Annotated in this window: 21 protein-coding genes; 4 read left to right on the top strand and 17 right to left on the bottom strand. The window is 72.5% G+C overall.

The genetic code is table 11. The annotated features are described in order from the left end of the window. The first annotated feature begins 398 nt into the window (after positions 1-398). Genes ACH4DX_RS18910 through ACH4DX_RS18900 form a run of 3 tightly spaced genes read left to right on the top strand, consistent with a single transcriptional unit; the run spans position 399 to position 3,480 of the window. On the top strand, positions 399-2,210 hold the full coding sequence (locus tag ACH4DX_RS18910; protein WP_398123897.1) for an acyl-CoA dehydrogenase: 1,812 nt from the start codon (positions 399-401) through the stop codon (positions 2,208-2,210). A 41-nt stretch (positions 2,211-2,251) separates the two neighbouring features. Next, positions 2,252-2,566: a phosphopantetheine-binding protein gene (locus ACH4DX_RS18905; RefSeq protein WP_398123896.1), complete on the top strand. Its 315-nt coding sequence runs from the start codon at positions 2,252-2,254 to the stop codon at positions 2,564-2,566. Next, a complete protein-coding gene (locus tag ACH4DX_RS18900) occupies positions 2,563-3,480 on the top strand; it encodes a 4'-phosphopantetheinyl transferase family protein (protein ID WP_398123895.1) in 918 nt (305 codons plus the stop codon). The genes ACH4DX_RS18905 and ACH4DX_RS18900 overlap by 4 nt, the downstream gene beginning before the upstream one ends. A gap of 88 nt (positions 3,481-3,568) precedes the next feature. Here the strand turns inward: ACH4DX_RS18900 and ACH4DX_RS18895 are convergent, their stop codons facing one another. The 8 genes from ACH4DX_RS18895 to ACH4DX_RS18860 form a co-directional block, all read right to left on the bottom strand. Then, entirely contained in the window at positions 3,569-4,000 is a 432-nt protein-coding gene (locus ACH4DX_RS18895; protein WP_398155929.1) for a PaaI family thioesterase, read from the bottom strand. A 102-nt stretch (positions 4,001-4,102) separates the two neighbouring features. After that, entirely contained in the window at positions 4,103-4,870 is a 768-nt protein-coding gene (locus tag ACH4DX_RS18890) for a thioesterase II family protein (RefSeq protein ID WP_398123905.1), read from the bottom strand. 14 nt (positions 4,871-4,884) lie between these two features. Next, the gene (locus ACH4DX_RS18885) at positions 4,885-5,871 is read right to left on the bottom strand and encodes an LLM class flavin-dependent oxidoreductase (RefSeq protein ID WP_398123893.1); all 987 of its coding nucleotides are present in this window, start codon (positions 5,869-5,871) and stop codon (positions 4,885-4,887) included. A 69-nt stretch (positions 5,872-5,940) separates the two neighbouring features. Then, positions 5,941-7,599 carry a fatty acid--CoA ligase gene (locus tag ACH4DX_RS18880; protein WP_398155928.1) on the bottom strand — a complete coding sequence of 553 codons (1,659 nt, stop codon included), beginning with the start codon at positions 7,597-7,599 and terminating at the stop codon, positions 5,941-5,943. 40 nt (positions 7,600-7,639) lie between these two features. Then, on the bottom strand, positions 7,640-13,681 hold the full coding sequence (locus tag ACH4DX_RS18875; protein ID WP_398155927.1) for an SDR family NAD(P)-dependent oxidoreductase: 6,042 nt from the start codon (positions 13,679-13,681) through the stop codon (positions 7,640-7,642). A gap of 31 nt (positions 13,682-13,712) precedes the next feature. Continuing rightward, a complete protein-coding gene (locus ACH4DX_RS18870; protein ID WP_398123890.1) occupies positions 13,713-14,036 on the bottom strand; it encodes an acyl carrier protein in 324 nt (107 codons plus the stop codon). A 295-nt stretch (positions 14,037-14,331) separates the two neighbouring features. Next, positions 14,332-15,831, bottom strand: coding sequence for an MFS transporter (locus ACH4DX_RS18865; RefSeq protein ID WP_398155926.1), 1,500 nt, complete (start codon positions 15,829-15,831; stop codon positions 14,332-14,334). A 115-nt stretch (positions 15,832-15,946) separates the two neighbouring features. Then, positions 15,947-16,318: a nuclear transport factor 2 family protein gene (locus tag ACH4DX_RS18860; protein WP_398123888.1), complete on the bottom strand. Its 372-nt coding sequence runs from the start codon at positions 16,316-16,318 to the stop codon at positions 15,947-15,949. A 288-nt stretch (positions 16,319-16,606) separates the two neighbouring features. Between ACH4DX_RS18860 and ACH4DX_RS18855 the strand changes: the two genes are divergently transcribed. After that, entirely contained in the window at positions 16,607-17,389 is a 783-nt protein-coding gene (locus tag ACH4DX_RS18855) for a BTAD domain-containing putative transcriptional regulator (protein ID WP_398123887.1), read from the top strand. Positions 17,390-17,511: 122 nt separating this feature from the next. Here ACH4DX_RS18855 and serS read toward each other — a convergent pair whose 3' ends face one another. From serS to ACH4DX_RS18810, 9 genes are all read right to left on the bottom strand, one after another. Further along, a complete protein-coding gene (serS, locus tag ACH4DX_RS18850) occupies positions 17,512-18,780 on the bottom strand; it encodes a serine--tRNA ligase (protein ID WP_398155925.1) in 1,269 nt (422 codons plus the stop codon). Between the two features lie 287 nt (positions 18,781-19,067). Next, positions 19,068-19,298, bottom strand: a complete 231-nt coding sequence (locus ACH4DX_RS18845) for an acyl carrier protein (protein ID WP_398123885.1) — start codon at positions 19,296-19,298, stop codon at positions 19,068-19,070. A 12-nt stretch (positions 19,299-19,310) separates the two neighbouring features. After that, on the bottom strand, positions 19,311-20,321 hold the full coding sequence (locus ACH4DX_RS18840) for a beta-ketoacyl-ACP synthase III (RefSeq protein WP_398123884.1): 1,011 nt from the start codon (positions 20,319-20,321) through the stop codon (positions 19,311-19,313). Then, positions 20,318-21,322, bottom strand: coding sequence for a VlmB-like protein (locus ACH4DX_RS18835; RefSeq protein WP_398123883.1), 1,005 nt, complete (start codon positions 21,320-21,322; stop codon positions 20,318-20,320). The genes ACH4DX_RS18840 and ACH4DX_RS18835 overlap by 4 nt, the downstream gene beginning before the upstream one ends. Positions 21,323-21,400: 78 nt before the next feature. Beyond that, a complete protein-coding gene (locus tag ACH4DX_RS18830; protein ID WP_398123882.1) occupies positions 21,401-21,985 on the bottom strand; it encodes a hypothetical protein in 585 nt (194 codons plus the stop codon). Between the two features lie 17 nt (positions 21,986-22,002). Further along, on the bottom strand, positions 22,003-22,488 hold the full coding sequence (locus tag ACH4DX_RS18825) for a type II toxin-antitoxin system RatA family toxin (RefSeq protein ID WP_398123881.1): 486 nt from the start codon (positions 22,486-22,488) through the stop codon (positions 22,003-22,005). Beyond that, positions 22,488-23,774 carry an aspartate aminotransferase family protein gene (locus ACH4DX_RS18820; protein ID WP_398123880.1) on the bottom strand — a complete coding sequence of 429 codons (1,287 nt, stop codon included), beginning with the start codon at positions 23,772-23,774 and terminating at the stop codon, positions 22,488-22,490. The genes ACH4DX_RS18825 and ACH4DX_RS18820 overlap by 1 nt, the downstream gene beginning before the upstream one ends. 118 nt (positions 23,775-23,892) lie before the next feature. After that, positions 23,893-25,032: an acyl-CoA dehydrogenase family protein gene (locus ACH4DX_RS18815; protein WP_398123879.1), complete on the bottom strand. Its 1,140-nt coding sequence runs from the start codon at positions 25,030-25,032 to the stop codon at positions 23,893-23,895. Positions 25,033-25,150: 118 nt separating this feature from the next. After that, positions 25,151-26,752, bottom strand: coding sequence for an aldehyde dehydrogenase family protein (locus ACH4DX_RS18810; protein ID WP_398155924.1), 1,602 nt, complete (start codon positions 26,750-26,752; stop codon positions 25,151-25,153). Between the last annotated feature and the right edge of the window lie 19 nt (positions 26,753-26,771).

Raw genomic sequence — 26,771 nt, 5'->3', positions numbered from 1 at the left:
GAAATACCGGCACCGGAAAGCCGCCGCCCCCGCTATTCCGTTCGCTGTATGGCCGTCCTCGAGCCCTTTTCCGGCACGCGCCCCCGCCCGCCGCCACAAACAGCACCCCGCCCCCCGGTCCCCCCCCGGTCCCCGCCCGATCCTCATCTGGTCCCCGCCTGATTCCCGCCCGCCCCCGCCCCGCACCACCCCCCACCAATTATTGCTGCCGCAAACGCAAATGGGGTGGGGTGGGGGAGGGGTGCGGCGGTACGGAACGCGCGGTGGGGGCGGGGCGGGGAGCTGGGAGCTTGGGCCGGGCCCCGGCCGGGGTCGAGCGGTTCTCAAGACCCCTTGGCGAGGCTCGGAGCAAAAGGGGCCGTTCCAACCGGGGCGGCCCGGCGGAAGGTGGCGCAACGATGGCATCGGGGACGACGTTCGCCCTGCAAGCCGTACCAGCACACACACCGGGCACGCCCGCGTCCGCACCACGGGCGGCGGCGCTGGCCTCGGAAGCCGCGGTGCAGAAACGTACCGCCGATCTGGAGGCGCGCTTCGGCGATCCCTGGGACACCGCAAACGCGCTGGGCCACGGCCCCGTCCTTGCCGCCGACGCCCGCGGGCGGGTGCAGGCCGAGGCCGAGGCACTCCTTGACGACTTCGCGCTGAACGCGGAGTTCGTGCCCGCAGCCCTCGGCGGGCGCCTGGTGCGCGCTGACGCCCTGGCCCGCATCCTGCGGCCCGTCTTCCGCCGCGATCAGTCCCTGGGCGTGGGCTATGGCGTCTTCTCCCTCCTGGCCGGCGCCTCGGTGTGGGCGGCAGGCAGCCCCGAGCAGCAGCGCTGGGCGGCGGACCTGCTCCTTGGCGGCGGCCGCCTGGCCGTCTCCTACCGCGAACTGGCCCACGGCAACGCCTTCTTGCGCGATGAGTTCCGCCTCACCGGCACCGGCGGCCGGCTGGTCCTGGACGGCACCAAACGCGTGATCATCAACGCCGACCGGGCCCAGGGCCTGGTCGTGGTCTGCCGCAGCTCCAACGAGCCCGGCAGCCAGGCCCACTCCACCCTGCTCCTGGACCGCGGCGAACTGCCCCCGAGCCGGGTCAAGGACCTGGACCCCTACCCGATGGTGGGCATGCGCGGCTGCCGCATGACCGGGCTGGCCTTCAAGGACTGCCCCGTGCCCGCCACCAGCCTGCTGGGACAGATGGGCGGCGGTGTGGAGCTGGCCTTGCAGACCTTCGCCTTCACCCGCTCCATCCTGCCCGCCATGGTCCTGGCCGGCGGCGACACGGCACTGCGCACCGCCCTGCGCTACGCCGAACAGCACGGCGTGGGCGGCCGGCCCCTGGCCCGCAACCCCCAGGCCCGGCGCACCCTGGCCGGCGCCTTCACCGACCTGCTGATCTGCGACAGCCTCAGCCTGGCCGCCATGCGCGCCACCGGCCACCACCTGGGCATCACCGGCGTGTACGCGGCCGCCACCAAATACCTGCTGCCCATCCTCCTCAACGACGCCGTGCACGAACTGTCGGTGCTCCTTGGCTCCAGCATCTATGTGCGCGAGGGCGAGTTCGGCATCTTCCAAAAACACGTCCGCGACCTGCCCGTCACCAGCCTGGGCCACGCCGGGGCCGCCGCCGCGCTGTCCACCATCAGCCCCCAGCTGCCCGCCCTGGCCCGCCGCTCCTGGTCGGCGGCCGGCACCGGCGACAGCGCCCTGTTCACCCTGCGCCAGGACCAGCCCGCCCTGACCTTCACACGCACCGACACCGTCGCCGACGGCGATGTGCTGTGCGCCGAACTCCTTGCCGCCCCCGCCTTCCTGGAAGAACACCCCGGCCTGGAGTTCGCCGCCGTCCTGCAACCCCTGGTACGGCTCCTGGGCGCGGAACTGCGCCGCCTGCGCGCGGCCTGCACCACCCTTGCCCCCTTGAGCCGGCACTGCCTGGCCAACCCCCAGACCTACGCCCTGGCCGACCGCTACACCCTGCTGCTCTCCGCGGCCGCCTGCCTGGGCGTATGGCGCCACCAGCAACAGGGCCCCGACCCCTTCCTGGCCCACTCGGGCTGGCTGGTCAGCGCCCTGCTGCGGATCTGCACCCGCCTGGGCATCGGCCCGCTGCCCGCAGGCGCCCCCGCCGCCGAGGCCCAGGTCTTCGCCGAACTCCTGCGCCGCCACCACCAGCCCGCCAGCTTCGACCTGTACGACAGCCCGCTGGCCGCCGGCTGACCCGACGCCTGTCCGGTCCTGTCTGTCCTTGGAGGACAATCGTGAGTGAACTACTGCTGGACCGGGTCGCCGACGACGTCGTCGCGGCCCTGGAGAGCGGCCGCCCCCCGGCCAACGAGCACAGCCGCCTGTATGAGGACCTGGGCATGGACTCGCTGATGCTGATGGAGTTCATGCACCTGCTCACCGAGCGCCGCCCCGCCCTGGGCGACCTGCTGCTGTCCGACATCGTCAGCCACATGGCCGACATCGGCACCCTGACCGACCTGCTGCGCGCCGCCACCGAGGACACCGGCCACGACCCCGCGGCCCTGCTCGGCGCCGGGCACGGCACGGGCCAGGAGCGCGCGGCGTGAGCACAGCCGTGGCCGCCTCGGCGGTGCTGCCCGCCCCCGCCGCGCTGGCCCAGCTGTCCGAACCGGTCCAGGTCACCCCGGCCGGGCCCTGGGACACCGTACGGCGGGAGTTGGCCGAACACGCCAGCGTGGTGCTCTACGCGCGGCTGGGGGACTGGCTGCCCGAGAGCCAGCAGGAGGGCGACAGCGCCGAGGCCGGCGAGGCCGACTCCGCCCTGGCCCCCCTTCTGGGCCGGGACTTCGAACGCTACCGCGGCATGACCAACCAGGACGTACGCGCCCGGTTCCTGGCCTCGCGGCTGCTGCTGAAGTACGCCGCCGGCGCCGTCCTGGAGGCCCGCCCGGCCGACATCGACCTGGCCTACAAACCCGGCGGGCGCCCCTACCTGCGCGGCTGCGACCAGGTCGACATCAGCCTCAGCCACACCGCCGACCTGCTGGTCGTCGGGGTCACCCGGCGCGGCTGGATCGGTGTGGACGCCGAACTGGACAGCCGCCGCCTCCAGGGCTCGGCGGTGGAGCGGCAGATCTGCACCCCCCACGAGACCGAGCTGATCTCCCGCATCGACCCCCGGCGCCGCAACTCCACCCTGGTGCGGCTGTGGACCCTCAAAGAGGCCTACAGCAAGGCGATCGGGCAGGGCCTGCGCTTTCGCTTCACCGAGTTCGGGTTCGCCCCCGGCGCGCGGCGCATGCAGGTGCTGCGGCCCGACGGCACCCCGGGCGCCGGCGACGAATGGAGCTTTCGCACCTGGACGGTGGCAGACGACTACACCGTCAGCGTGGCCCTGTTCGACTTCGGCTTCGGCGACACCGCCGACATCGCCGCGCAGACGATGCTCGACGAAGGCATGGTCGACGCCCTGCTGCGCGAGGCCCGCCGGGCCGAGAACCAGCGCCGCACCACCCCCTGACACCCCCCGGACACCCCAAGGGGTGGGGTAGGGGGGCGGGCCCGCGGCATTGCCGCGGGCCCGCCCCTATACCCCACCCCTTGGGCGGTCAGTGGCCGCGCAGGACGGCCTGGGTCTGGGTGCTGTGCCCCACCTGCCGGCGCACCCCCTTGTCCGTCTCGTGGAACAGCTCCGTCTGGATCACGGCGAAGGAGGCGCCCAGGTGCAGCGGACGGGCGGTGGCCACCACCTCCCCGCCGCGCACCGCGGCGAAGAAGTGCGTCTTCAGCTCGATGGTCGACGTCGCGGCGCCCGCGGGCAGGTTGAGATGGGCGCAGATGCCCGCCGCGCAGTCGGCGAGCGTGACCAGGGCGCCGCCGTGCAGCACCCCCGCGGCCGTGCACCGCTCAGCCGACCACGCAAGGCGCAGGGTGACCTCCTGCGCCCCGGCCCGCTCCGCCCGCAGGCCCACCAGCGCCGCGAACGGCATCAGCGCCAGCAACTCCTGCGGTGAAGCGGCCTGTTGCGGGTGCGCCTTCATCAGCCCTCTCCTTCTGTCTTCATACCCTCAGCCTCTGCTTCCGCTGCGCGCCCCCGCCCCCCCGGCACATCTCTGCCCGGGGGGCGGGGTGCGGTGCGGGTGTCAGTGCACCAGCAGTTCCTGGAAGCGGTGCAGATGGCGGGCGAAGTCCGTGGTCACCGCCAGCGCGTGGTTGTCGATGTAGAAGTGGCCGCCGGGGAACTCGCTGTGGCCCAGATACCTTGGGCTGCGCTGCGCCCAGTGCGACATCGCGTCCGGGGCCTGCTGCAACGGGTCGGTGCTGCCGCCGTAGGAGGCCAGCGGGCAGGACACCCCGGCCCCGTCGTCGACGTACTGGGCCGAGACCCGCAGGTCGGCGCGGAGCGCGGGAATGACCAGGGCCAGCATCTCGGGGTTGTCGTAGACCTCGGCCGGGAAGGAGCCGAGCCGTTTGATCCATTGCAGCATCTCCTCGTCCGGGAGGCGGCTCTCCTCCTCGGTGGGCTGGTAGAAGCCGATCGGGGACCAGCCCGAGGTGCCAAGGACCAGCGGGGTGCGCTCGCCCTCACGCTCCAGGCGCACGGTCAGCCGGTAGGCCAGCTGGGCGCCCAGGCAGTGCCCGAAGAACGCGAAGGGCCGGTCGTCGATCTCGTCGAGGACCGCCTCGTACAGCCCCTCGAGGAGCGGCTCGAAGTCCTCGTAGGTCTCCTCCTCGTGCCGGTTGTGCCGGCCGGGCAGGGTCACCGCCTGCGCGGCCACGTCCGAGGGCAGCAACTGGCCCCAGTCGCGGTAGATGATGGCGCCGCTGCCCGCGTGCGGCAGGAGGAACAGCCGGATGCGGGCATCGGGGTCGCTTTCCACCGGGTGGAACCAGTGCCCGGCGCTGGACATGTCGGTGAAGTCGCTCACAGGACGCTCTCCTTGAGTCGGGGCAGCAGCACGTCGGCGATCTGCTTGAGCTGCGGCGCCGGATCCAGCGACCCGATCCGGATCACCAGATGGCGGGCACCGGCGCGGACATAGGCCGCCAGCGCCTGGGCGCATTCCTGCGCGCTGCCCCAGGCATAGGCCTGGAACTTCGCCATCTGCTCCAGCGAGGCCCCGTAGTAGTGGCTGATGTAGTGCTCGAGCTCCGCCCGGGCCGCGCCCGCGTCGTCATCGACGGTGATCGTGGCGTACAGGGCCGGGGTGAGGGCCCCGGGCGGGCGGCCGGCCGCGGCGGACAGTTCGCTGATGCGCTGCCAGGCCCGCCCGTAGGCCTGCGGGTCGGGCAGAAAAGGCAGCCAGCCGTCGTAGTGGCGGGCCACCCGCTCCAGCACGCGCGGGGTGTCGCTGCCCGCCAGCCACAGCGGCGGCCCGCCCCGGCGGTGCGGGCGCGGCAGCCGGTCAAGGCCTTCGGCCTGCCAGTAGCGTCCCTCGTAGCCGGTTTCGGCGCCCTCGGCGGTGGCGTTCCAGGCGCGCCGCCACAGCGCGACGATGTCGTCCAGGCGCCCGGCACGGCCGGCGAAGGAGGCGCCGACGGCGGCGAACTCCTCCTCGGTCTCCGGCATCGGGAAACCCGAGCCCAGGCCCAGGGTGAGCCGGGAGGCGCACACATGGTCCAGGCTGGAGATCATGTTGGCGCCGATCAGGGGGTGGCGCAGCGCCGGGGTCAGGGCCGCGGTGCCAAGGGTGACCCGGCTGGTGACCGCGCCCGCGGCCGACAGCACCACCAGCGGGTCAAGGCGCGGGCGCGCGGTCAGCGAGTCGCCCGCCCACAGCGAGTCGAAGCCGAGGTCCTCGGCCTGCCGGGCGAAGTCGAGCAGTGGCGCGGCGGCGAACGTGTCGGTGATGGCCTGTTCCCGGGTCGGCAGCAGGACGCCGATGCGCAGCGGGCCGGCGGAGGTGCCCATGTCGGACTCCGATCGAAAGCGAAAAGAAGAACGGGAGAGAAACAAGCACGGCGCGGGCGGGCATCCGGCTCAGGCCGGACCCGCCGGCGCCTGCCCCGCGGCGGCGGGTGCCGGCACGGCGCCCGCCCTGTCCTCCGGGCCGGGACCGGGGGCGCGCAGCTGCTCGCGCACCGCCCGGCGCAGGATCTTGCCCGAGGGGTTGCGCGGCAGCGAGTCCAGCAGGTGGTAGGCGAGGGGGATCTTGTAGTCGGCGATCCTTCCGCGCAGGAACAGCAGCAGCTGGCGGGGGCTGGCCCGCTCACCGGGGCGCAGCACGACGGCGGCGTGCACCGCCTCGCCCCAGCGCGCGTCGGGCAACCCCACCACGGCGGCGTCGGCCACCGCGGGATGCTCACTGAGCTGCTTTTCCACCTCGGCGGGATAGATGTTCTGCCCCGCCACGATGATGGTGTCGTTGATGCGGTCGCACAGGAACAGATAGCCGTCCTCATCGAGATAACCGGCGTCCCCCATGTGCAGCCAGCCCTCCACCAGCGTCGCCGCGGTGGCCTCGGGCCGGTTGTGGTAGCCGAGCATGTGCGCGGGGGTGCGGATGCACACCTGCCCGATCTCCCCGGGCGCCAGCACCCGCCCCTCGCGGTCGATCACCTTGATCTCATTGCCCGGGCAGGCCCGCCCCGCCGCCCGCAGCAGCACACTGCCCGCCCGGTGCGCCGAGGGCGGCAGACACACCGCGACACTGCCCGCCTCGGTACTGGCATAGATCTGCGCCAGCTGGCAGCCGAACACCTCAAGACACCGGTGCAGCAACCCCTCGGAGATCGGCGCCGCACCATAGGCGATCTTGCGCATGGAGGCGAACGTGGCCGCGGACACCCCGCGTTCGTCCAGCATCATCTGCAACATGGCCGGCGCCACGAAGGTGATGGTCACCTGCTCACGCTCGATCAGACGGACCGCTTCCTGCGCCGAGTACATCGGCATCACCACATTGGTGGCACCCGCGCACATGCCGTGCAGGAACCAGCCGATGCCCGCGATCCCGAAGCCCGGCAGCGACACCAGGCTGACATCCTGCGCCCGCCAGTCGATGCCCTCGTCCGGGTCCGCGCCACTGTCCTTGGTGGCCTGGGGCAGGGTGAAGAACGTGCGGTGGGCCAGCACCACCCCCTTGGGCAGACCGGTGGTGCCGCTGGTGTAGATCTGCAACACCGCGTCATCGGGGCCCGCGCTGGCCGCCAGATCGGTGTCGGGCGCCCCGGCGCACCAGGCACGCAGCCCCGCACCCCGATCCGGGCGCCCCCCGGCACCCGTGCCGTCCAGACGCACCACCGCCCGCAGCCCCTGGAGGCTGCCGCCCGCAAGGACCTGATCGGCGGTGGAGCGGAACTCCTCATCCACGAACAAAAGTTCGGCGCCCGCGTCCTTCAGGATGTGGTCCACCTCGGCCGGGGTCAGCCGCCAGTTGACCGGCACGATCACCGCGCCCGCCTTGGCACAGGCCAGGATCGTCAGGTAGTAGTGCTCGCACTCCCGGCCCAGATAGGCCACCCGGCTGCCCGCCCCGACCCCGGCGGCCCGCAGTGCGTGCGCCACCTGGTTGCTGGCGCGGTGCAGCTCGGCATAGGTGGTGCGCCGCTCCTCACAGATCACCGCCGCGTGCTCGGGCCGGGTACGCGCGTGCAGCGCCAGCGCATGGGACAGCGTCCAGTGCGCGGGGTGGTTCATGTCTGCCCCCTGATGAGATGAACGGGCGCCGCGAGAAGGGTCATCCGGTGGCCCCTGACAGCTGCGCCTGAAGGAACTCCGCGATCTTGCGTACGGAGGGATAGTCGAAGGTCAGCGCGGCCGGCAGGCCCACACCGAAGTGGCTCTGCAAGCTGCCCTTGACCTCCATGCCCATCACCGAGTCCAGGCCGAGACCCACGAAGTCCGCACCCGGCTCCACCTCGTCGGCGGACTCGAAGTGCAAAACGGCCGCGACCTTCTCGGCCACCACCCGGCTGATCAGCTTCAGCTGCTCAGGAGCGGGCCGGGCCAGCAGATCGGCCAGGTCACCGCCGCCGCCCTCGCCAGGGACGTGGGGAAGCACCCGCGCGTACAGGGCGTTGGCGGCCGGCAGCCGGCTGGCGAACTGCGGCCAGTCATACACATTCACGATCCGCTGCGCCGCGCCCTGGCGCCACAGCCGGTGCAGGGTCCGCAGCCCCCAGGCGGGCGAGAACAGCCGCACACCGCTGCGCTCGATCTCAGCGATGTGGGCGGCCTCCATCCGCGCCGACATGCCAACCCGCCCCCACGAACCCCAGTTCACCGACACCGCGGGCAGCTCGCTGCGCTCCCGCCAGTGCGCCAGGCCGTCCAGGAAGGCGAAGGCCGCCGCGTAGTGCGCCTGCCCCGCACCGCCGCGCACCCCGGTGACCGAGGCCACCGAGGAGTACAGGGTGAAGAAGTCCAGCTCGGGGAAGGAGGCGGCGGCCTCGTGCAGCAGCCAGCCGCCGTACACCTTGGGCGCCAGCTGCTCCTCGATGGCCGCCCAGTCCAGAGCGGAGATCAGGGAGTTGCCCATCGCGCCGGCCGCGTGCACGATCCCGGCCACCGGCTGCGCCCGCCGGTGCAGCTGCTCCACCAGCGCGGCCACGTCCTGGGGCCGGCCCATGTCGGCGCGCACCACCTCCACCTGCGCCCGCGCGGACAGCTCATCGAGCAGACCCGCCGCCTCCGCCGCCGGCCGCCCGCTGCGGCCGACCAGGACCAGGTGCCGGGCACCCAGATCGGCCAGCTTGCAGGCGGTGGCAAGCCCCAGACCGCCCAGACCACCGGTGACCACATACGTGCGGTCCCCGCGTACGGTGAACCCGCCCCGCACGCCCGCAGAATGGGCCCCCCGCACCGGCGGCGGGGCGAACGCCACGACCACCGGCCCCGCGTGGGGGCCGGGCGCGGCGGCGGACAGCACCCGCAGCGCCTCGTCGACCTCCTCCAGGCCGTACACCACCGGCGCCTCCAGCACCTCGGGCACCCCAGCCGTACCGGGCACCTCAGCGGTGCCGGACGCGCCGGGGGTGCCGGGGGTGCGGGCGGCCAGGGCCGCTGCCCGCGCCGGATCGAGACCCTCGGGAAGGGGGGCCAGGGCGGTGTGCGGCACGGTCACCGTGGAGGCCAGCGGCCCCGCATGACGCACCATCACCTCGGCGCCGACGGCCCACTGCCCGACGCCCTCGCCGGTGGCGGTGACGGTGCCCGCGTACGCGCTCGCCGTCACCGCGGGCTCCTCGGCGCCGGGCCCCGTACCCGAGGGCGCGGGCACGGCCGGCACGGCGGGCACGTCGGCGACGCCCAGGGCGGCCGCGGCCACCTGGATCCGCACCTGGCCGCGGCCCGGAGCGGTGTGGGCGGCCTGTGCCAGGGAGGTGTGCTCCAGATCGCCGGAGGCGGGCGCCAGCACACACACCCCCTCCGTACCCGTGCCGGCGGGGGCGGCGTCGCCGGGCAGGACACGGCGCACATAGCGCTGCCCGTCCCGGTAGGCCACCTGGTGCTCGCCGGGCCTGGGGGAGCGCCACTCGGCGAGCAGGGCTGCGGCGTCACCGCCGGCGGGCAGGTCGATCAGGGTGGCTTTCAGCTGCGGGTACTCGCCAAGGAGCACGCTGCCAAAGCCCCACACGGTGGCCGCGGCGAGCTGTTCGCCGCCATCGGCGCTGTCCGTGGGCAGCCACTGGGCGCGCTCGGTGACCAGCCACAGCCGGGGCGGCTGCTGCCCGCCCGCCGCGCTGACCGCCGCCACCACCTCGAGGAGCTCGCTGAGGTTGCGGGCGCATTCGGCGCGCAGCCGCTCCAGCGACATCGCCTCCGGCCGCGGCTGCCAGAACCACGCCACATCATGGACGGCCGCCTCGCCGCCCTGTTCAAGGGCGGCACGCACATCGGCCACCGCCGCGGCGGGCGAAAGCCTCAGACCGCTCTCGCGGGCGCCCAGATGGGCGGTGAGGGTGTCGTGGGCGGCGGGCGTGGTGCCGCACACCAGCACATGCCGCGAAGCGGCGGCGGGGGCGGGGGCCGGGGCGGGCGGCAGGCTGTGGCGCAGCCACTCCACACGGTGGGTGAAGTGCGGCCCCTGCTGCGCGCCCGCGGGCGCGGCAAGGCGCGCGCCGCGCAGTTCGGCGACCGGCTCACCGTCCTCCCACAGCACCACATCCGCCTTCAGCCCCTCGTCGGCGGGCAGCGGGATCGCGGAAAAGCGCAGGGTGCGGCCGCGGGGCTTCTTGAACAGGCGGATGCTGTCGGCTGCGTGCAGCACGGGCAGCGGGCCCGCGTCCTGGAAGGCGACCAGCGCCTCAAGGACGCTCTCCAGCAGCTCGCCGGGCAGCTGCTGCACCGCGCTGGCGCTGCGCCCGCTCACCTCGCCGCTCCAGCTGCCGTCCTCGTGGCGGGCGGCGTGCAGCACACGCGGCGCGGCAGCCTCCCCGGCCCGGCCCACCGCCCGCAGGTCGGTGGACAGGTCCTCGCCCGGCACCCGCTCCACCACAGCGCCGCCGGTGTGAGTGCCGGTGGCGGGGGCGGTGGGGGCGGGGTCGTTGGTGGCGGGCTCGATCAGGGCGCGGGCCAGCACATGGTCCTGGCCCTCGACCGTGGCCCGCACCTCGGCCCGCACGCTGCCGGGCCCGGTGGCGGTGGTGGTGCGGTGCAGGCGGGTGGTCATCCGCACCACGCCGTCCCCGCCCAGCGCGAGGCTCTGGGGCAGTTCGAGGCCGGTGAGGGCGCCGCGGGTGTGTCCGCTGAGCGCGTCCTGGGCGGCCAGGAGCAGGTCCACCAGGGCGGCCGCGGGCAGCACCGGCTCGCCGTGCTGCAACCCCGCGCCCAGCTCACCCAGGTCGGCGGGGACGAACTCGGCCGTGAACTCGGTGACCTCCCCCTGCGGGGGTGTCGGCCCCTGCTGCGCAAGGCCCGCGGGGGTGGCGGGTTCGCCGAGCAGGGGGTGGGTGAGCGGGCCGCCGCCGCTGCGGCTGGCGCGGGCGGTGGGGGTGGGCAGCCAGTACCGCTTGCGCTGGAAGGCGTAGGTGGGCAGGTCCTGGGCGGGCAGGGTGTGCCCGGCGTGGTAGCCGTGCCAGTCCACGCTCAGCCCGGCCGCGTACAGATCGGCCAGGGCGCGCAGGGTGGTGCTGGTGCCCTCGCCGGTGTCGCGGCGGCGCAGGCTGGTCAGCCACAGGTGGTCCTCGGCCTGCACGCAGGGTTTGGCCAGGGCGGTCAGCATCGCCGAGGGCCCGATCTCGATGAGGGCGTGCTTCCCGCGCCGGGCCAGGGCGCGCATGCCGGCCATGAAGGCGACCGGCTCGCCGATGTGGCGCACCCAGTACTGCGCCGAGCGCAGCTCGCGGGAGCGGGCCACCTTGCCCGTCACGTTGGAGATCAGGGAGATCGTCGGCTCGCCGAAGGTGAGGGACTCCACCACGGTGCGGAACTCGTCGAAGACCTCGGCCATCAGCGGGGAGTGGAAGGCGTGGCTGACGGTGAGGTCGTTCACCCGCACCCCCTGCTCCCGCAGCAGGGCGCTGACCTCGGCCAGTTCGGCGTCGGCGCCGGAGATCACGCACTGCTCGGGGCCGTTGACGGCGGCCAGGGCCAGCAGCGGACGCCCTTCGAGCAGGGGCTCGATCCGGTCGGCGGGGGCGCTGACGGCGGCCATGCCGCCGGCGGTGCGCACCGACTGCATCAGACGGGAGCGGGCGGCGACCAGCGTCACCGCGTCGGGCAGGGTGAACAGGCCGGCCACGGTGGCCGCCACGACCTCGCCGATGCTGTGGCCGATCAGCACGGTGGGCTTGACGCCCCAGGACAGCCACAGCCGGGCCAGCGCGTACTCCAGGGTGAACAGGGCGGGCTGGGTGTAGCGGGTCTGCTCGATGTCGTGCAGGTCCTCACCCCTGCCCAGGACCAGATCGCGCACCGAGCGCTGCACGTGGGGTGCGAACAGCGCGTCGCACTCGTCCACCACCTGCCGGAACAGCGGGAACTGGCGGTAGGCGGCCGCGCCCATGCCCGGGTACTGCGAGCCCTGGCCGGTGAACATGAAGGCGATCTTGCGGATGCCGGAGGGCTCCACCACGTGGTCGGGGTGGCTCACCCGCTCCAGGACCTTCAGCAAGCCCTCCCGGCTCTCCACGGGAGCGGCGAGGCGGTGGGTGAAGTGGGCGCGGCCCACGTTGGCGGTGTAGCACAGGCGCGCGATGTCGGTGTCGGGCCGCTCCTCAAGGAACTGACGGTAGCGCGCGGCCTGTTCGCGCAGCGCGGCGCTGCTCTTGGCGGACAGCGTGAACATCGCCGCCGCCCCCGCCCCGGCCGGCGCTCCCGCCCCGGCCGCCGCTCCCGCCCGGGCGGGTGGTGCCTGCTGTGTACCTGTGGCTGTTGCCGTACGGGTGTCCGTGGCCCTGCCGGTGCCGGTGCCGGCGGGGGTGGCGGTGGGGGCGGGGTCGGGGGCTTGTTCCAGGACGACCGCGCCGATGGTGCCGGCGAAGCCGAAGCTGTTGACCGCGGCCCGGCGCACCGGGGCGCGCCAGGGCTCGGCCGCGGTGGGCACCCGTACCGGATACACCTCCCAGGGGATGCGCTTGGAGGGGGTGGTGAAGTTCAGGTGCGGGTAGATCGTCGCCGAGCGCAGCTGGGCCAGGACCTTGATGACCCCGGCCAGGCCGGAGGCGGGTTCCATGTGGCCCAGGTTGGTCTTGACCGAGCCGACAAGGAGCGGGTCGTCGTGGCTGTGGCCTTCGGTGAACACGTTGCTGATGGCGCCCAGTTCGATGGGGTCGCCCAGCGGGGTGCCGGTGCCGTGGGCCTCCACGTAGCTGATGTCACCGGGCTTGAGGCCCGCGTCGGCCAGGGCCAGGCGCAGGACGCGTTCCTGGGCGGGCCCGTTGGGCACGGTCAGTCCCGCGCTGTCGCCGTCCTGGCCCACCGCGGTGCCGCGGATGAGCGCCAGGATCCGGTCGCCGTCGCGGGTGGCGTCGGAGAGCCGTTTGAGGACGACGACGCTGCATCCCTCGGCGCGGGCGTAGCCGTCGGCCGACTCGTCGAAGGTCTTGCACTGCCCGTCGGGGGCGAGCATCTGGGCGTTGGAGAACATCACCGGGATGCGCGGGTGGTGCAGGGCGTTGACGCCGCCGCCCAGCGCGATGTCGGTCTCGCCGCGGCGCAGCGCGGTCACCGCCAGGTGCAGGGCGGCGAGGGAGGACGAGCAGGCGGTGTCCACGCTGATGGAGGGGCCCCGCCAGCCCAGGAAGTAGGACAGGCGCCCGGCCAGCGGGAACAGGGTGATGCCGGAGGCCAGATGCCCGTCGAGGTCCTCATAGGGCAGCTGGTCCAGTTCCAGGGCGTAGTCCACGGAGCTGGCGCCGACATAGACCGCGCCGCTGGAGCGGCGCAGCGGGGTGGGGTCGATGTTGGCGTGTTCCAGGGCCTGCCAGGCCGTCTCCAGGATCATGCGCTGCTGGGGGTCGATGTACTGCGCCTCTTTGGGCGAGATGTTGAAGAAGCCGGCGTCGAACAGGTCGATGCGGTCCAGATAGCCGCCGCCCGAGGCCTTGATCTTGCCCTTGTCGTCGGGGCCCTCGGGGGTGAAGGCGGCGACGTCGAAGCGGTCGCCGGGCAGCGGCCCGATGCCCGAGGCACCGGCGCGCAAGAACGTGTCGAACTCATCGAGGCTGGTGCTGCCGCCGGGAAAGCGCAGACCCACACCGATGATCGCGACGGGCTCACCAGCGGGCACGGGCGCGGGCACGGGTTCGGCGGTGGCGGGGCGGTGGTCGAAAGACATGTCCGCGAAGGCTCCTTCTAACCGGTGGCGGCTACGGTGCGGGCTGGAAAGCGGCGGAGGCGCCGGCCATCAGGTCGGTGAGGTAGTACACGAGCTGCTCGACGGTGGGCTCGTTGAACAGCACGTTGGTGTTGATGGTCAGCTCCAGGAGCTCCTCCAGGCTCTGCTTGAGCGCGGTCAGGCGCAGCGAGGTCAGGCCGAGGTCGAAGTAGCTGACGGCCAGCGGGAGGTCCTCGTCGTCCTCCATCAGCAGAGCGTCCTTGAACAGCTCCACCACGAGGATCTCGATCTCTTCCTTCCGTTCGTGGGCGGGCAGCTCGCGCAGCTGCTCCAGGGGTATGGGTGTGTCAGACATGGCGGTGACCGATCCGTGGAGGTCCGGGCGCGCACGGGCCGCGCCGGTGAATTGAGCGCCAAGCCAACCACCGGCGCCTGACACGCCACTGACCGGGCGCTCGCCCGGCAATGGCGCCCTATCGCCCCCCCCGCGCCGCCGCCCCCGCCGGGGTACGGGCACCGCCCCTGCCGGGTGTGGGCGCCGCTTGTGCCGGGTGCGGGCAGGCGAAAGGCCGAGCCGCGGGGTGCGTCGGCTCGGCCTGGTCCGGGCGGGGGATCGCCCGTGGGCGCCGGGGTGGCCCGGCACCCCGGGTTCAGTGCGGGGCGGGTGTCTTGGCGGTCGCCTTGCGGTCGGCGCGCGGCCGCATGAACCGCACCATCACCGAGGAGGCCAGGCAGAACGCCACCAGCGGGATCAGCCCGACGTCGAAGGCGTGCGGATAGTCGCCGGGCACCGGGGCCTCGCCCAGGGCGGGGAAGAAGACCGCGCCGACGACGGCCACGCCGACGGCGACCCCGCCCTCCTGCACGGTGTTGGCGGTACCCGAGGCGGCCGCGGCGTGCTCGGGGTCGGTGCCCGCAAGGAGCGCCCCGGTCAGCGGCCCGGTGGTCATTCCCATGCCGATGCCCGACAGGATCAGCGGCGCGATGATCCAGCCGATGGACTTGTCGGTGTCGATCCACGAGGCGGTCAGACCGGTCAGCACATAGCCCACCGCCAGGGTGAGCGGGCCGGAGATGATCAGGCCGTCGCCCAGGCGTGCGGCCAGCTTCGTGGAGAGCATGGAGGAGCCCAGGTAACCGGCCCCCAGGGTGAGGAAGACCAGGCCCGACTCGGCGGGCGAGAGCCCCCGGCCCTGTTGCAGATACAGCGCCAGCAGGAAGAAGAAGGAGCCCATGGCCAGGAAGTACAGCAGCATCGCGACGAGCCCGACGGGGAAGGTGCGGCCCTTGAACAGGGCGAAGTCCACCAGCGGGCTGTCGTGCTGGCGGGCGCGCTGGTGCAGTACGAAGGCGGCGCTGAGCGGCACCGCGGCCACCAGCAGCAGCCACGTCCACAGCGGCCAGTCCCGCTCCTGGCCCTCGACCAGGGACAGCACGATCGCCGCGAGCGCGGCCGCCGAGAGCACCGCGCCCACCAGGTCCAGGCGCCCGCCCTTGGCGGCACGGGACTCCGGGATCAGCCGCGGGGTGAGCACCAGGGCGATGACGCCGACGGGCAGGTTGATCAGGAAGATCGCCCGCCAGGTCAGCCCGGCCACGTCCGCGGAGATCAGCGCCCCGCCGATGACCTGTCCGAACACCCCGGCCAGGCCGATCACCAGGCCGTAGACGACAAAGGCCCGCGCGCGGGCGGCCCCGGTGTAGACGACCCCGAGGATGCCAAGGACCTGCGGCACCATCAGCGCGGCCGCGGCCCCTTGCAGCACCCGGAAGGCCACCAGCGCGTCCGGGCTCTGCGCCAGCGCGCACAGCGCCGAGGCGAGGGTGAAACCGAGCATGCCCAGGCTGAACATGCGCCGGCGGCCGTAGAGGTCGCCGAGCCGCCCGCCGGTGATCATGCCCGCGGTGAAGGCGACACCGTAGCCGATGATGACCAGCTGGGACTGGGCCGAGGAGGCGGTCAGGTCCAACTGGATCGCGGGCACGGCGACATTGATGATGAAATAGTCGAGGACGGTGATGAAGGTGCCCACCATCACGATGGCCAGGGCTCCCCAGCCAGGTGCGGCCGCACCCTTGGCGGGCGCGGCAGCCGGTAACGTCACCGCCTCTTCGGTCCCGGCGGCGGGCGCCCCTGTGTCCGTACTCATCGTGGTGCTCCTTGAGGTCAGCTGATGTGCTGCGGGGACGCGAGCGGGCGGCAGCCCCGCAGGTGGATGCGGAGGTGCCGCCCGGCACACAGTCCGAGAAAGACGTGCGAAGGACTCAGGCGCCGGCGGGCACCTTGTCCAGGAAACCGGAGACGGTCTTGATCTTCCCGGCGCCGTCGGTGGCGATGACGTCGAAGCCGATGACGACGTTCTCGCCGCCGGCGGCGGGCACCAGCTCCCACTGGAAGCGGGCGATGTGGTGGTTGGCGTCCACCTCACCGAGGATCTTGAACTCGAAACCGGCGAACTGCTGGCGGGCACCGCTGATGACGGTGGCGATGCCCTCGTGGCCGGAGACGTCGGCCACCGGGTCGGTGTAGGTGGCGTCGGCGGTGTACAGGTCGGCGATCGCCGCGGCTCGCTTGGCCTCGTCCGGCTCGTTCCAGATGCTGATGTACCGGCCGGCCAGTTCGGTCAGGTCACTCACGCGTACTCCTTGATCGCTTCAACAACTCTGCCTGGGACAGGGCCGCGGACGCGCACGCGCCCTTGGGCGGCTCCCGGATTCCACAGTGACAGAGCCGACTCGACCTCCACTTGAGACCTGCTCAAGGCCCGCCCCCGCCGGGCTGCCGCGGTGCCGGGCGCACGGCCGGTTTCGAGCCGGGCTCAAGGTCCTGGTGCAACGTTCAACACGCACAGCACACTCCGTACCGCCCCGCCGGCCGCTTGCGGCCAGCACCCTTCAGGGGCGTTTGGCAGGGAGGAGCAAGCAGTGAAGTTCAAGGTGCTCGGTTCGGTCGGAGTCGAGGTCGGCGGACAGTTCCACAGTGTGCGCGGCGCCCAGCAGCGGGCCCTGCTGGCGGTGCTCCTGGTCAACGGCGGCCGCATGGTGCCGGCCGAAGACCTCTACACCGAACTGTGGGGCGACGACCCGCCGCTGACGGTGGAGAACGCGTTGCAGGCCCATGTCTCGCGGCTGCGCCGCACCCTGCACGAGTGGGGGCCGGGACAGGCGGCGCTGCTCGCCCGCTCCACCGGCTACGCGCTGGAGTTCGCGGCCGGCGACCTCGACATGAACGTCTTCCGGCGCCGGGCCGCCCAGGCCCGCGCGGTGATGGAGCAGGACGCGGGGCAGGCGGCGGCCCTGCTCGAGGAGTGCCTTCAGCTGTGGCGGGGCGCCCCGTTGCAGGACGCCGCCAAGGGGCCGCTGTGCCAGTCGGTGGCGGTGCAGCTGGGCGAGGAGCACCTGGTGGCCACCGAGGACAAGCTGTGGCTGGACTTCGAGTGCGAAGTTCCCTCGGCCATAGGGGAGTTGAAGCGGCTCAGTGTGGTGCATCCCTGGCGGGAGCGGATCACCGAGATCCTGATGCTGGCCCTGTATCGGTGCGGGCGCCAGGCCGAGGCGATCGAGACCTATCATGCCGCGCGCGGCCGGATGGTCGCCGAGCTGGGCATGGAGCCCTCGCCACAGCTGCGGGAACGTTTCCTCGACATCCTCAACCAGGCGCCGGTCCTTCCGGTGCAGCCGGCGCCGGAGCTGGCCCGCTCCGCATGAGCCCGCCGCCCGGCCCCGCGCCCCGGGCCTGTACGGTGCCGCCGCCCCCCGCCCGCACGCCGGCGGGGGGCGGCGGCGTGCGGGCCCGGCGGGCAGGGCGGGCACGGCGGGCGGGTGTGGGGTCAGCTGGTGGTGCCGCCGGGGTGGATGCGGGTGAAGCCGGTGTAGGGGTGCAGGGCGCGGGGCAGGGTGACGGAGCCGTCGGGCTGCTGTCCCTGTTCGAGCAGGGCGGCCAGGGTGCGTCCGATGGGCAGGGCGGAGCCGTTGAGGGTGGCGGCGTAGGCCTTGCCGCCCTTGGGGGTGCGTACTTTGATGCCGGCGCGGCGGGCCTGGAAGGTGCCGCAGTCCGAGACGGAGGAGATCTCCCGCCAGGCGCCGCTGCCCGGCAGCCACACCTCGATGTCGTAGGTCGTGCGGGCACTGAAGCCCAGGTCGCCCGCGGGCAGCATGACGGTGCGGTGGGCCAGTTCCAGGCGGGTGAGGCACTCCTCGGCGTGGGAGAGCATCAGCTGCAACTGCTCGGGGGCGTCCTCGGCGGCGCACACGCGCACGAGTTCCACCTTCTCGAACTGGTGCAGGCGCAGGATGCCGCGGGTGTCGCGGCCGTAGGATCCGGCCTCGGCGCGGAAGCAGGGAGTGCGGGCGGTCATGGCCAGCGGCAGGTCACCGGCGTCCAGCACCTCCCCGGCCACCAGGTTGGTCAGCGGGACCTCGGCGGTGGGCACCAGGAACAGCTCGCGCTCTCCCACGCGGGTGGCGAACAGGTCGTCCTCGAACTTGGGCAGCTGGCCGGTGCCGGTCATGGTCTGGCGGTTGACCAGGTAGGGCACGGAGTGCTCGGTGTAGCCGTGTTCGCCGGTGTGCAGGTCCAGGAAGAAGTCGGCCAGGGCGCGCTCCAGGCGGGCGCCGGCGCCGCGGGCGGCGGTGAAGCGGGCCCCGGAGAGGCGGGCGGCGCGGGCGGTGTCCAGGATGGCCAGCCGCTCGCCGAGGTCGGCGTGGTGCACGGCCTGCTCGGCGGGGGCCGGGGGCGGGCCGCCGCGGCGGATCTCGACGGCGTCGGCGTCGCTGTGGCCCTCGGGCACCTGCGGCGCGGGGAGGTTGGGGATGGACAGCAGCAGCGCGCTCAGCTCGCTCTCGGCGTCGCGGGCGCTGTCCTGGGCCTGCTGCACGCGCTCGCGCAGCTGCCGCATCGCCTCGCGGGCCTGGGGGGTGGGGGGCCCGCCGCGGGCGGCCTTCTTCAGCTCGGCGCGCAGGTCGGCCACGGTTCCAAGGGCTGCGGCCCGGTTCTTGTGGGCGCTCTCCAGGGCGGCGGTGTCCAGGGGGAAGCGCCGCCGTGCCAGGTGCTGTACGGCGACCTCGCCCGCCTCGATCAGCTCCCGTGCGTCGTGCATGAACTCTCCTTGGACGCGTGCCGGTTGATGGACCGCCCGCCCGTGCGGCGGCGCCGCCTGCCGTGCGCGCCGCCCGGCCACAGGGGGGGCCGGGCGGCCGCGCAGGGCGGCGGGACGCACCTGCCGTGCGGGTGGAGCGGGTGATGCGAGCCGTGCGGTGGTGCGGATGGTTCCGTACGGGTGGTGCGGGTGGTGCGGGTGGTGCGGGTGGTGCGGGTGGTGCTGTGGGGGTGGTGCGGGTTGTGCTGTGTGTGGGGGTTGTGGGGGGTGGTGTGGGGCCCGGGGGGTCAGACGGTGGCGCGGCGTTCGGTCATCATGCGGGCCATCTCGCCGATGTTCTCGGCTTCCATGAGTTCGTCGTCGCTGATGACGACGCCGTACTCCTTGTCCAGGAGCATGGACAGCTCCACGACGGCCAGGGAGTCGAGTTCGGCTTCCTCGCGGGTGGCCTGGGGGGTGATGCGGGAGGGGTCGACCTTGAGTTTGTCGACGAGTATTTCCTTGAGGGTGTCGAACATGGGGGGTCCTTTCTAGTCCACGAGAACGTCGGTGTCGGGCCAGGTGAGGGTGGCCGCGCCCCAGGAGAGGCCGCCGCCGAAGGCGGTCAGGAGCACGCGGTGGCCGCTCTTGAGGGTGCCCTCGGCCGCGGCCATGGCAAGGAGGGTGGGCAGGGAGGCGGCCGCGGTGTTGCCGACCTCGGCGACGTTGCACAGCTGCCGGGCGCTCTCGAAGCCGAGTTCGTCGGCGACGGCGGCAAGGATGCGGGCGTTGGCCTGGTGGGCGCAGAGGCGGTCCACCTCCGCCATGTCCCAGCCGGCGGCGGTGACGGCCGCCCGCGAGGACTGGCTCATGCGGGTGACCGCGTGCCGGAAGGTCTCGCGGCCGTTCATCTTGAAGTACAGGTCCTTGGGGTCCGCAAGGGCGCCCAGGGGCCCGTTCACACGGCTGCGGGAGCCGCCCGCGGGGACCTGGATGAGGTCGGCCAGGCTGCCGTCGCTGCCCAGGACCGCGGTGCCCACGGCGCCGGGTTCACCGGCGTCCCCGGCGCGCAGCAGCAGGGCGCCGGCGGCGTCCCCGAAGAGCACGGCGGTGGTGCGGTCGTCGGGGTCGACCATGGTGGTGAAGGCGTCCGCGCCGATGAGCAGGACGCGCCGGGCGGCGCCGGTGGCGATCAGACCGGAGGCGGTGGACAGGCCGTACAGGAAGCCGGCGCAGGCCGCGGACAGGTCGAAGGCGGGCACGGTGCCAAGGCCGAGGCGGTCGGCGATCTCCGGTGCGGTGGGCGGGACCTGCCGGTCGGGGGTGGTGGTGGCCAGGATGACGATGTCCGCGTCGCTGCCGGCGGCGTCCAGGGCGCGCCGGCCGGCTTCGACGGCCAGGTCGCAGGTGGCGGTGCCGGGTTCCACGACATGGCGCACGGACATGCCGGTGCGGGTGCGGATCCATGCGTCGCTGGTGTCCAGGCGCGCGGTGAGGTCGGCGTTGGTGACCAGTTTGGGCGGCAGGTAGGCGCCCGCGCCGGCGATGACGGCGCGTTTCACGCCACGGCCTTGGTGGTGGACCGCATCACCTCGAGGGGCAGGCCCATCTCGGCAAGGCGGGCTTCGGCCATCGTGTCGGTCCACTGCTCGGCCATGGCGTAGCGCTGGTCGGCGGTGGTGTCCAGCAGGCGGGTGCCGGGCCAGATCTCGTAGTCGGCGATGAGGCCGGCGTGTTCGGCCATGCCCTTTTGGAACAGCTCCTCGCGGTGCATGACGAACTTGCGGTCGTCGACGCTGTCCCACAGCTCCACGCCCGAGCGCAGGATCTCCAGCAGGCGCGGCCGGTAGGCGGGGTTGTCGCGTACGTAGTCGCGCAGGATGGTGTTGGCGACGGTCAGGTGGCGCATCTCGTCGATGGAGGTGCCCCGCGAGATCTCCCCGGTGGCGGGGGACAGCGGGGTCCACTTGCGCTCGCTGAGCTCGGCGGCCGGGGCCAGGACGCCTTCGATGACGATGGCGAAGACCGCGACGCCGCCGTAGAAGTCGCGCTGCTTCTGCACGATGTCCAGGGTGAAGTCGATGACCGGCTTGAGGACCTCGCGGCGGAAGTCCACCGCCATCTCCTCGATGTCCTCGAGCAACGTGGCCTCCGGCATGCCCAGCTCCACCAGGTGCTGGCGGAACACGCGGGCGTGGCGGGCCTCGTCCAGGAGCTGGGTGGAGTAGAACTCCATCTCCAGGATGCCCGGGGCGATCTCGACGTAGGGGGCCAGCAGGCGGGTGGCGATCTCCTCCGACAGCGCCCGCAGCCCGAATTCCAGGACCAGGGCCTCACGCAGCGGGCCCGGCGCCTTGAGGAAGTCGGGCACCTGCGCGCTCTCGTGGTGCCCGGTGACGCCCCGCTCGCGCAGGGTGCCCTGGGCGACCTGGGTGATCCAGTAGGCGAGGTTGCACTCCTTGGGGCCGATCGTCAGTTCCATCGCGCCCTCGAGCATGCCCGGAGCGGCGTCGAAGTCGGCCTCCACAGCCACGGGCTGCGGCTGCTGCGGTGTACCGGTCATGGCGGGTGGTGCTCCTTTCTGGCCCGGGCCCCGCCAAGGAGGAGGGGGGCCCGGGGGATGGCTTCACGGGGCGGGGTGTCAGCGGGCCGCGGTGGACACCGGCCGCTCTGTGTTGTTGGCCGCGGCGACCGGGGCGGGGGCGGGCAGCGGGTTCTGCGCGGGCACGGCGGGCAGGTGGCCCACCGGCTCGGGATCCATGACGTGCCCCACCGGCTTGGGGTGGGCCAGGCGCAGATCGTCCAGCAGACGCAGGTAGCCCTGCTGGCGCACCGGCTCATAGGGCAGCGCGAAGGACTTCATGAAGTTGCCGAACAGGCCCCGGTCCCCGCTCAGGTGCCAGGGGATGGCCAGCAGCGCCCACTCCGGGCCGAACCACCAGCACCACAGGCCCACGACCGCGGCCTGGGTGATCAGGGAGTGCATCACGTTGTACAGGACGTAGTAGGCCTTGGGGATGGGGCGGCCGCCGCTGCGTTTGAAGGCGATGGCGCCCGGGATGTAGCCGATCAGGTCGATGTAGAGGAACAGACCGATCCACACCCACCAGTTGATCTCCCCGAAGTGGGCGATGATCAGGGCGGTGGACACCGCGAAGCCGACCAGGTACTCGGCCCGGTGCACGGCGAAGGTCTTGGGGGTCTCGAAGGGGTTCGCCTGGTCCATGACGCTCGCTCTCCTCGTTACACGCCGACGGCGTCGGCCGGGGTGCCCAGCTCGACCTCGGTGCGCAGCTCGGTGCGCTCGAACAGGCCGGTGACGGCCCAGGCCACGGTCTCCTTGATGACGCGCTCGGCGATCGGGTCGAGGATGCCTTCCAGGCTGGGGATGCCGAAGTCGAAGTCGGCCTCGAAGTGCACGGCCACGTTCGCGCCGTCCTGGCGGAAGGACCAGGTGCCGGCGAAGGAGTCGAAGTCGCCGTCCTCCTGCTCGATGCCGATGGTCAGCGCGGTGGTGTCGAACACGTCGGTCTCGGTCCAGCGCAGCAGGCCGGAGCGGAAGTGCAGCTCCCAGCTGGAGCTGCCCCGGGTCGCGGGCAGCGCGGCGTGCACGGTGGTGGCCTGCACGTGCGGGGCCAGTTCGGGGAAGCGGTCGAAGCGCGCGACCTCGGTGAAGACCTTCTCGGCGCTCTCGTCAAGGACTACGGCGTCCAGTTCCACGTGGCGCATCAGTTGCTACCGCCTTCCGGCATCCGGGCCGAGCCTGCGACCAGGTCGAGGGTTGCTTTGTCAAAGGAGTCGAGCAGGAACTGCTCATCGAGTTCGGTCAGGGTGGCGGGCGGGGTGAAGCGCACCACCGAGTTGCCGTTCATGGAGTGGTTGGCGACGACGCCGTGGTTGAACAGCTCGATGAGCAGCTCCCCGGCAAGTCCTGCTTCGGTCAGCTCCACCCCGATGAGCAGGCCGCGGCCGCGTACGTCGACCACCAGGTCGCCGATGTTGCGCCGGGCGATCTCGGCGATCTTCGGCAGCAGCCGGGCGCCCAGGTCCATGGCCCGGGTGACCAGGCGCTCCTCCTGGATGGCCTGCACCGCGCCCTGCACGGCGGCCATCAGCAGGGGCTGGCCGGAGAAGGTCGCGGTGTGGACGTAGGGGTCCTTGTCGAAGGGGCGGAAGGCCTTGCGGGTGGCCACGGCCGCGGAGACGGGCAGCACACCGCCGCCAAGGGCCTTGCCGGCCAGGAGCACGTCGGGCACGACGTTCTCGATGTCGGCGCCCCACCACTCGCCGAGCCGGCCCATGCCGGACTGCACCTCGTCCAGGATGAGGAAGCCCTCGTACTCGCGCACCAGTTCCTCGACGCGCTTGAGGTAGCCCCTGGGCGGGATGATCACGCCGCCCTCGCCCTGGACCGGCTCCAGGATCACGCAGACCTCGCCGGGGTGGGCGCGCAGCTGCTCCTCAAGGGCGTCGGCGTCCCCGAAGGGCAGGTGCAGCACGTCGGGGATCAGCGGCCGGAACGGCTTTTGGTAGACGTCCTTGGCGGTGGCCGACAGGGCGCCCAGCGTCTTGCCGTGGTAGCCGCCGCGCATGGAGACGGTGCGCTTGAAGCCGTTGGCGCGCGCCAGCTTCAGGCCGGTCTCCACCGCCTCGGAGCCCGAGAGGGCGAAGTGCACCCGGTCCAGGCCCGGCGGCATCACCGACACCAGGGCCTCGGCGGCGCGGGCCACGGTCGGCTCCAGCAGGATGCGGGTGGCCGCGGGGTGGGTGCGCAGCTGCCGCTCCACGTGTTCCATCACGATGGGGTGGCGGGCGCCCATGATGAACACGCCGTAGCCGCCGGCGTTCAGGAAGCGTTCGCCGTCGCTGGTGGTCACCCAGTTCCCGGCGGAGGACACCTCCATGTGGCTGCCGAACAGCTCGGCGAGAGTGGCACGGCCCTTGCTGAGGTGGGCCCGGTACAGGCCGAGGATGTCGTCCTCGGTGTCGACCCTGATGTCCTGGGTCACGGTCACGGATAACTCCCTGGAAGGACGGGTGCTGAAACGGCGGGAACACGAACGGCGGGCGGGCGCGGCCCGGGTCTTGCGGCGGGCGGCCCCCCGGGGGCGGGCCGGTGGGGCCGCGCGCGCCTCACAGGGCCAGCGGGCCGCCGGCGAAGTAGCCGACCAGCGCCTCGGCGGTGGAGATGCGGCCCGGCGGGTGGAAGACCAGGGGGCGCACCGAGGCGGCGAGCATCGCGTGCTCGCGGTGGCGGATGAAGTCCACCCCGCCCAGCAGTTCCAGGCTCAGTTCGGTGGCCCGTGCCAGCGCGTCCTGGGCGGCGTAGCGGGCGACGAGAACCTGCGCCATGGCCTGCTCGCTGTCCAGGCCGCCCTCGCGCACCGCGCGGGCGCAGCCCTCCAGGAGGGCGAAGGCGCTCTCGGCGGCGACGACGACCGCGGCCCGCTCGCTGCATCCCCCGCGCTCGCGCTGAAGGACCACTTCGGCCAGGGCGGCCGCGGCCCCGGTGTAGCCGGCCGAGATGAGCATCTCGAACCAGATGACACCGGCGGCTTGCAGGTCGTCCACCCGGTGCGGGTCGTCGTCGGTGGTGCGGATGACCATGTCGTCGGGGACGAAGACATCGCTCAGGCGCACCTCCTCGCTCTCGGAGGCGGCCAGGACCTCGGTGCCCCAGAAGGGGTGCACGCTCAGACCCGGCGCGTCGGCGGGGACCAGGGCAAGGGCCAGCTCCGGGCGCCCGTCGGGGCCTGGGACGGCGATGCTCGCGGTGAGCAGCTGCATGGAGCGGGCCAGGCTGCACGGCTTCTTCGCCCCGTTGAGGCGGTAGCCGCCCGCGACGGGCTCGGCGGCCACCGAGGGGGAGAAGATGTTCTGCTGGCTCTTGCCCTCCGCCCAGCCCGAGGCCATCAGGATCTGGTCGGGCACCGCCCGGTGCAGCAGCTCAAGCTGCGCGGGCGTGAGCCGTCCCGCGCCCTTGGCCAGCGCGTAGAGCATCGACACGGTGAAGTGGTGCATCGTCACGCCCGCCGCCACCGACGGCGAGGCGGCCCCGATGGCGCGCTGGACCTGCACCGCCTCCACCGGGTCGGCGCCGAAACCGCCGAACTCGGCGGGCACGAGCAGCCCCACCCCGCCGTGGCTGCGGAACAGGCCGAGCGCGGGGCTGTCAAGGGCCTCCCGCTCGGTGAAGGGGATGGCATCGAGCGCCTTGAGCAGCCCCGGGTGGTAGCGGTCGCAGACCGCGCGGGCCGAATCCAGGGTACGCACGGGGAACACCTCCGTTTACGTGGATCGAAGCCGGTGCCCCCGCGCCGGGGGGCCGCACCCGGCCGGCGGCCGGGAGCGGGGCCCGCACCCGGGTCCCGGGGCGGGCGCGCAGGGCGGTTCAGGGGCCGAAGACGGCCTCGTGCGGGCTGATGTCATGGGCGATGGACACGCCCTGGACGTGCGAGGTCTTCAGGATCGGGTAGTTGGCCTCGCCGTAGACGCCGCCGGTCAGACCGGTGCCGCCGTGGCTGGGCAGATAGGGCAGGAACCCGATGTGCGAGTCGTTGATCTTCAGCAGGCCGCCGTTGACGACACGCTGCACGAAGGCGTTGATGACGCGGGCGGACTTCACCCACAGCGAGTTGCGCAGCCCGTACTCGTTGGAGTTGACGAAGTCGATGAAGCAGTTCAGCAGGGCGTCGTCGTCCGCGCCCTGCTCGGGCACCACGATCGGCAGCAGCGGGAAGAACGTTTCGCTGCGCACGATGTCGTGCGTGCGCGCCCCGGGAAGCCCGTTGACGCGGACCACGGTGGGTTGCAGGAACACCCCGGTCTCCGAGACCGTGCCGTCGACCTCCATGCGGTTGCCGCCGCAGATCAGTTCACCGCCGCGGTCCAGGGACTGCTTGAGCAGCGCGAAGAACTTCTCGCTGCGCCGCACCGGGGACAGCAGCACGTCCTCGTCCTCGGGATAGCCCGGGCGCACCAGCTTGATGCGTTCGGTGACCGCCTCGATGAGCTCATCGGCGATGTCGGGGTGCACCAGGACGCAGTTGGGCACCATGCAGATCTGCCCCGAGCCGTAGAAGGACTCGCAGATCGCTTCCGCGGCACGCTTGAGGTCGGCGCCCTTCCAGATGACGATGGTGTCGTTGCCGGCCAGCTCCAGGATCGGCTTCTTGCCGTTGGCCACGCAGCTCTCCTGGAAGCGCAGGCCCTCCTCGCTGCCGCCGATGTAGAAGATGTCGTTGACCAGCGGCGAGGTCACCCACCGGTCCAGGGTCTGCTTGGGGTTGGAGCACACCGCGTTCAGCACGCCGGGAGGCGCGCCGATCTCATCGAGCAGCGGGCCCACCACATCGCGCATCAGCCACATCGTGGACAGCGCGATGGAGCGCGGGGCGCGCATGACGACCGCGTTGCCCGCCATCAGCGCCAGCACCGCAAGGGCCGCGCTGGGCGCGGGGGCGTTCTGCGGCGGGTTGAAGGCCACCACACCGTCGGGCTGGCGGCGCACGATCAGACGCCGGCCCTCGTGCTCGAACTCGGTGTGCATCCGCTGCCGGTACCAGTACAGGCTTTCCTCGCTGTAGATCTGCTTCATGCAGCTCAGTTCCCAGCGCGCCAGGCGCAGCGGGTGCGCCTCGGAGGTGAGGATGTCCAAGAACTCGTCCTCGCGGCGCATCAACTCCTCCCGGAACATGGTGCCCAGGCGCATCCTGCGCTCGAGGGGCACCTCGGCCCAGGCGGACGCGGCAGCCGCCGCGGCCTCCGTGGCCAGGTCGATGGAGGCGTCGCTGGCGATCGCGCAGCGGCCCACCACATAGGGGTGGCCCGCCGCATCGGAATCGGGATTCTGCTCCAGTTCCCGCTTGAGGCTGATGCTGGTGAATACATCCTCGAGCAGCGACCGGGCGCTGACGGTGTATACCCAGCCGTCGCCTTCGACGTCCTTGCCCGCGATATAGAGCTTGTAGCTGCGGAGTTCCTTTTCAGGCATCAAAGGACCTTTCCCACGT

This window comes from Streptomyces sp. NPDC017940 (assembly GCF_044328435.1).
Classification (GTDB): domain Bacteria; phylum Actinomycetota; class Actinomycetes; order Streptomycetales; family Streptomycetaceae; genus Streptomyces.
This window is presented reverse-complemented; position numbering and strand designations above follow the sequence as displayed.